General features: G+C 66.4%; 1 protein-coding gene. It reads left to right on the top strand.

The window, feature by feature from the left end; all coding sequences use genetic code 11:
- A partial coding sequence (locus tag AAE029_RS36310) for a hypothetical protein (RefSeq protein WP_371077781.1) occupies positions 1-226 on the top strand: 226 nt, incomplete at both ends.

Below are 226 nucleotides of genomic sequence, written 5' to 3'. Positions count from 1 at the left end.
CAGCCTGCATATCGACGACTTCCTGGGCTCGTTCGGCATCTCGGCCGCCGACACGATGCTGCAGTCCTCGACGATCAACTTCGACGTGGCCGTGCACGAGTGCCTGCCGGCGCTGATCAAAGGCGGCCGCGTGGTGATGCGCGGACCGGCGCTGTGGGATCTCGACACGCTGACACGCCGGCTGTCGCAGGAGAAGGTGACCTTCTCGCGCATCCCGACCGCCTAC

Origin of the sequence: Sinorhizobium sp. CB7 (genome assembly GCF_041357635.1) — a bacterium.
GTDB lineage: Bacteria > Pseudomonadota > Alphaproteobacteria > Rhizobiales > Rhizobiaceae > Rhizobium.
Note: the sequence above shows the minus strand (reverse complement) of the source record. Positions and strands in the feature narration are given on the sequence as shown.